Genomic DNA, 5,443 nt, shown 5'->3' with positions numbered 1-5,443 from the left:
TCCATAATCGCCCCGAATAGTTCCTGGTTCAGCCTCCAGAGGTTTGGTAGCACCAATAATCTTTCTTGCGGAAGCAATTACTCCCTTTCCTTCCCAAACCATTGCTACTACAGGACCAGAGATGATGAATTCGATTAGTCCACCAAAGAAAGGTCTCTCTTTGTGAACAGCGTAATGCTGTTCGGCAAGTTCACGGCTGACGCTCATCAGCTTCAGCCCAACTAAGGTAAAACCTTTTGTCTCAAAACGCTGGATGATTTGACCAACAAGATTCCGTTGTACACCATCCGGCTTAACCATCAGAAATGTCCGTTCCAAGTTTTTCTCCTCAAATTGTTTAACTCAGCTCAATCTTTGGCGTAACCTTTCCTATCATATTCCGTGCGGACGAAGATTCAAGCCCGTTCTATTGCTAGTTGAATTAACTGATCCACTAATTCTGGAAAAGAAACACCTGTAGCTGCCCACAGTTGGGGATACATACTGGTTGCAGTAAAACCTGGTAAGGTGTTGATCTCGTTGATGAAGATTTCCCTAGTGGCTTCGACATAAAAGAAGTCTACCCGTCCTAAACCAGCCCCATCAACGGCAGTAAAAGCCTGGATTGCCATTTCCTGAATCTGGGTAGTCACGTCAGTGGGCAAGGGAGCGGGGATTAACAAGTCGGCTTGACCTTGAGTGTATTTGGTTTCGTAGTCATAGAAATCACTCTCATAGGTAATTTCACCAACTACTGAGGCTTTGGGATGATCGTTACCTAGTACAGCACACTCTACTTCTCGCCCTACTACTCCTTCTTCTACAATCAACCTACGGTCGTAATTAGCAGCATGATCTAAGGCGGCTTCTAATTCAGAACGCGATCGCACTTTGGCAATCCCTACCGATGAGCCTAAATTAGCTGGTTTGACAAAGTAGGGATAGTTTAAGGTTTCCTCAATTTGGTCACAGAGTTTGGTAAATACACAGGGATCGGACCAAACTTGCGATCGCAAAACTTCCATGTAGTTGACTTGGGGTAATCCGGCTTGGGCATATACTGTCTTCATTGCCAGCTTGTCCATGCCTACAGCAGAACCCAAAACACCACTACCCACAAAGGGAACTCCCATCAGGGTTAGTAATCCCTGAACTGTGCCATCTTCCCCATTCGGCCCATGGAGGATGGGAAACCAGACATCTACCTCACTGACAACAGCCGGAAATTGCCAGACATTACCGCTAGGAGCAGATTCCAGGGGGGTTCCCGAGTCTAAAACCTGTGCGATAGTTTCGACCACTGTCCAGATGCCATTTTTTTGAATGTAGACTGGCAGCAATTCGTACTTAGAGGCATTTTCTTCGGCATACAGAGCGTTTGCGATCGCTCTTGCAGAACTAATCGAAACTTCGTGTTCTCCTGATACACCACCAAACAGCAGTCCAACTCTGCGTTTTGTCATAGCACTATACAGTTAATTAAAAATCCTCTAATAAAGAACCCAAGCGACTTAGTAACGGATCAGATTGATCAGCCTCTTTTTCCAATCCTGCGCGGAGGCTCCCATCTGACTCTCTAGTAGCTTTTTCTGTGGATGCCTGTTCTCTTACGCCAGACAAATCCGTTGTACTAAAATTCGACAGCACCGTTTCTACACCAGCAACTTGCTGTTTTAAGTGTTCGAGTTGTTGATGAGAACGGTCATCCACTTGCTTGACCTGTTCGATTAAGGCCGTCAATTGATCATCAAGTTGATCAGAAGATTCTTCAGTAGATAGAACCTGCTCTAATTTCCCAAGCTGCTGTTGTAACTGCGTCAATTGTTGAGTTGTATTAGAGTCTATTTCCTCAATCCGTTGAGTCATATCACTTAGCTGACTATTCAGTTGGCTAGGACTCTGAACCGATAACGCCTGTACCACTTCAGTTAATTGCTGCTGCAGTTGGGTTAGCTTGTCTTCAAGATTTCCAACACCTGTTGTTTCCTCGGTTGTTTCCTCGGTTGCTTCCTGGGAGGATGCCTTTTCCTCAGAGGATTCTGGTCTTAACAGAAACTCTTGGAGAGCTTGCTTGCACAACATGCTAAAGCTAGGATACTGACCCTTAGCTAGTTCTTTTTCCACTGCCTTTAGTAGGGATTGATCCTCTCGGTTAGAGGTAAATGCTACTGTTTTATTTACTTTTTTTGCGATCGCTGCCATGGGAATTATACCTATAATGCTAGGGGATAATTACAATACAATTTATCGAGATGCTGACTGCTTCTGCACCTCTCCATAAATGTATTGTCCCAAAGCATTTGCTTTTCGAGAGGGTTGAGCTAAGTAACCCTTCAGTCTAGCTTCTTTGAAGATAAGTTGAAGATCATTCCAGAAGAATTGTCCACCACCACCAGTCACCACTACGTCTGTGGTGCGTTCTGGTAGCCAAGCGAGCAAGCGATCTGACAGTTCACGGGCAAAACTTTTGCGCAAACTCGGTATAATTTCGTCGAGGTCTGTGGGCTGAGCAGCACCCTTAGGACGATAAAAGCGCTCTCCCTCTGGACGATTAACCGCTTTGATTAATAGCAACGATTGACTATCAGCTCCCTGAATTTGCGCAGCTAATTGATCATAGAACTCATTCATGGCAAACGCTTCACTCTGAGATGCTCCTCTAGCAAATCGGAACGAATCTGCCATGATAAAGTCAGTGGTTTGGTGGCCAATATCCACAACGGCGACGGAACGGTCGTGTAATCCGCCATCCGATGGATCGTTTTCCTGAACTTCAACCCAGATCAAGCTACCATAACCCTCTGGTATCACCCAAACTTTCTTAATCGTAATCGAGACTTGTTCCCCTCTGTAGTACATGACATGAGGAGAAGCGAGGATACCAATTAATTCGTCTTTTTCACGCTCAAACTGCTCTTGGGAATGGTAGGGCAATCCCATGATAATTGCCAAGTCACCTTGAAGCTCGAAATGTCCTACGCAGGCAAAGACTTTTATCAAGGCATCTTCTACTTTCGATTGACCAACACCCAAGTTAGCTCCGAAGTCAGCGGCTAGTTGTCCAATGGCGTATCCTTTGCCTTGATACTCCAGCCAAATATCTAATAGAGGGTCACCTAGTCGAGCTTCAAACCCACCCCGACGCACTTGCTCAACGGTGAGATGGGCAACATTGGCAGGAATTAGCACTACACCATCGGGGTAACGGCTGATACAAGCTTTAGTAGAGGTACGACCTAAGTCAATGCTGAGAATAGGAACTTTATTCACGATGGTAGCAAGCTGTTTAGCAGTCATTCGTTAGTATATAGCAGTTTGTCTAACTCAACTCACAAAAAAATTGTCCGATGTTTGGAAGCCCCGTCTAGGCAAGAGCGGGGTGCGGACAATGATTAGGCTTTTTGCGATAGTTCTGCCACCAAGGGCCAAAAATCCTTAGACTAGGTGTGCAGGAAACGCAGGTTGACCCAAGTCTGTTGGGAACTACTCCACATATATAGTAGATTAATCATTCAGTAATCTCTGACATCTCGACTGGCAGTTAGGATATCGCTACGGATTGTTTCGAGAGTAGCGATCGCTAAGTACCTGGACAAAAATAAACCTCACTTCTTGATGCAAAGCGCGAGTGGGGGGAACCCCCAAGACCGTAATGGTGCGTTTTCCGCATTAAGAATTAAATTCGCCACGGGTCGCACCTCTGCCTCGCTGTATTAACTTATGTAAAGTTACCAAAAGCCCTTCTGCTCCCTGCTCCCTATTTCAACAGTTAATTTTACTTTTGTCCGATTCCCGATTCCCAATTCTCAATTCCCGATTCCCGATTCCCAATTCCCGATTCCCGATTCCCGATTCCCGATTCCCAATTCTCAATTCTTAATTCTTAATTCTTAATTTTAAATTCTTAATTCTTAATTCTAAATTCCATAAAAAAATAGCCGTAGAAATACTATCCACGGCTATGGCAATCACATATGTCAGAAATTTCCGAAACCCAAGGCCCCCGGGGGGGAAAACCCCCCAGAAAGTTAAGGTGTTATGGCAACAACCAATACTTGGTCATAGTAGTCATCACTTCACCTGGAATATCGGTCGGCTCTAGAGGAGTCCACTCCGCGATTTCTGCATAGCCTAGGGAATAAAGCATATGGATACTATTGATTACTGATTCACGAGGACCTTTGAGAGTGTGCTGAGTTGGTTTTTTCTTGAAATTGCGAGTAAATTTGTCTGACATAGTGAAAAATTTTTACTTGGATTTACAATAATTATTGTAATGATTATAATTTAAATTGTCAAGGGTTTTTATAAAATTAATAATTGAGAATGTAGAATTAAGAATGTAGAATTGAGAATGTAGAATTGAGAATGTAGAATTAAGAATGTAGAATTAAGAATGTAGAATTGAGAATGTATAGCAGTCGCAGTAAAGCTTAAGACATATTTCTGCTCCGAACGCGCCCCCCGTGGCCTACGGCCTTAGTCCCTACTCCCTGCTCCCTTTCAACCAAAATTCTCTGTCCTAAACTATACTTCGGTTGCTATAAGTTCTAAATTATGCATTCTTCATTCTTAATTATTCATTCTTAATTCTTAATTTAATTCAAGCCTATTTTCGGGAGGATATGATGCAAGAGTCAGTAGTTTATCAACGAATTATTCGCCAAGGATTAGAACAAGGATTAGAACGGGGATTAGAACAAGGATTAGAACAGGGATTAGAACAAGGAAAGCGCAATGAGCTTAATTTAATTATCCGTCTACTTAACCGTCGCCTAGGAGAGATAAATCCCCAATTACAAAATCAAATTGAGAAATTATCCTTTGACCAGTTGGAGGATTTAGGAGAAGCGTTGTTAGATTTTGAAACCGAAGTAGATTTGACCAATTGGTTGAACCAGTTAACGGATAAGTAACATCCGGTTAGGTGTCGCATTCAGCTATAGCAATTCTACGACTGGTGAGGTACAAATATCTGGTTTTTAGGGAGCAGGAAGCAGCGATGCAGCGCGGTCTTGGGGGTTTCCCCCATGAGCGACTGCATCAAGACGGGAGCAGGGAGCAGCTAAGATAGAAGAAGCAAAAGCCAATAGTCAAACAGTTATGTGTACCTCATGAGTCCTAGAAACGCTATAGCTGATAGCTATTAGCTGATAGCTTACCTTGCCTATTGCTAGCATGCCTATTGCTAGCATGCCTATTGCCTGCTCCCTGCTCCCTGCTCCCTATTCCCTATTCCCTCTTACCATGTGAGGAAATGGTACTCGTTAAGAACAAAACAGTACCGGTTTTTAATACAAAAGTACTAGTCGATTAGCAACAAGTACTAGTTACTGATAAATTAGTACTGTTAAATGATAAACAAGTACAGTTTAACGAAAAACTAGTACCCGTTTGTTATACACCAGTACTAGTTAACGAGAAACGAGTACTGGTATGTGATAAACGGCTAACCGTTTATCAC

7 protein-coding genes are annotated in these 5,443 nt (G+C 43.4%); 2 read left to right on the top strand and 5 right to left on the bottom strand.

What is annotated here, in order from left to right; all coding sequences use genetic code 11:
* From ndk to F6J94_RS29445, 5 genes are all read right to left on the bottom strand, one after another.
* Positions 1 to 318: nucleoside-diphosphate kinase (gene ndk, locus F6J94_RS29465; protein ID WP_293046839.1), on the bottom strand; the 318-nt coding region annotated here is incomplete at its 3' end.
* 77 nt (positions 319 to 395) lie between these two features.
* Complete coding sequence (locus F6J94_RS29460) at positions 396 to 1,442, bottom strand: D-alanine--D-alanine ligase family protein (RefSeq protein ID WP_293046837.1); 1,047 nt, start codon at positions 1,440 to 1,442, stop codon at positions 396 to 398.
* Between the two features lie 16 nt (positions 1,443 to 1,458).
* Positions 1,459 to 2,181, bottom strand: a complete 723-nt coding sequence (locus F6J94_RS29455) for a hypothetical protein (protein WP_293046835.1) — start codon at positions 2,179 to 2,181, stop codon at positions 1,459 to 1,461.
* Between the two features lie 42 nt (positions 2,182 to 2,223).
* Positions 2,224 to 3,276, bottom strand: coding sequence for a ParM/StbA family protein (locus F6J94_RS29450; RefSeq protein WP_293030398.1), 1,053 nt, complete (start codon positions 3,274 to 3,276; stop codon positions 2,224 to 2,226).
* 739 nt (positions 3,277 to 4,015) lie between these two features.
* On the bottom strand, positions 4,016 to 4,216 hold the full coding sequence (locus F6J94_RS29445) for a hypothetical protein (protein ID WP_293046833.1): 201 nt from the start codon (positions 4,214 to 4,216) through the stop codon (positions 4,016 to 4,018).
* Positions 4,217 to 4,604: 388 nt separating this feature from the next.
* On the opposite strand from F6J94_RS29445, the gene F6J94_RS29440 reads away from it, so the two are divergent.
* Together F6J94_RS29440 and F6J94_RS29435 are read left to right on the top strand one after the other, a co-directional pair.
* The gene (locus tag F6J94_RS29440) at positions 4,605 to 4,895 is read left to right on the top strand and encodes a DUF4351 domain-containing protein (protein WP_293046831.1); all 291 of its coding nucleotides are present in this window, start codon (positions 4,605 to 4,607) and stop codon (positions 4,893 to 4,895) included.
* Positions 4,896 to 5,164: 269 nt separating this feature from the next.
* The gene (locus tag F6J94_RS29435) at positions 5,165 to 5,296 is read left to right on the top strand and encodes a hypothetical protein (protein WP_293046829.1); all 132 of its coding nucleotides are present in this window, start codon (positions 5,165 to 5,167) and stop codon (positions 5,294 to 5,296) included.
* The last annotated feature ends 147 nt before the right edge of the window (positions 5,297 to 5,443 follow it).

The sequence above is a fragment of the Moorena sp. SIO1F2 genome, assembly GCF_010672755.1.
Lineage (GTDB): Bacteria > Cyanobacteriota > Cyanobacteriia > Cyanobacteriales > Coleofasciculaceae > Moorena.
This window is presented reverse-complemented; position numbering and strand designations above follow the sequence as displayed.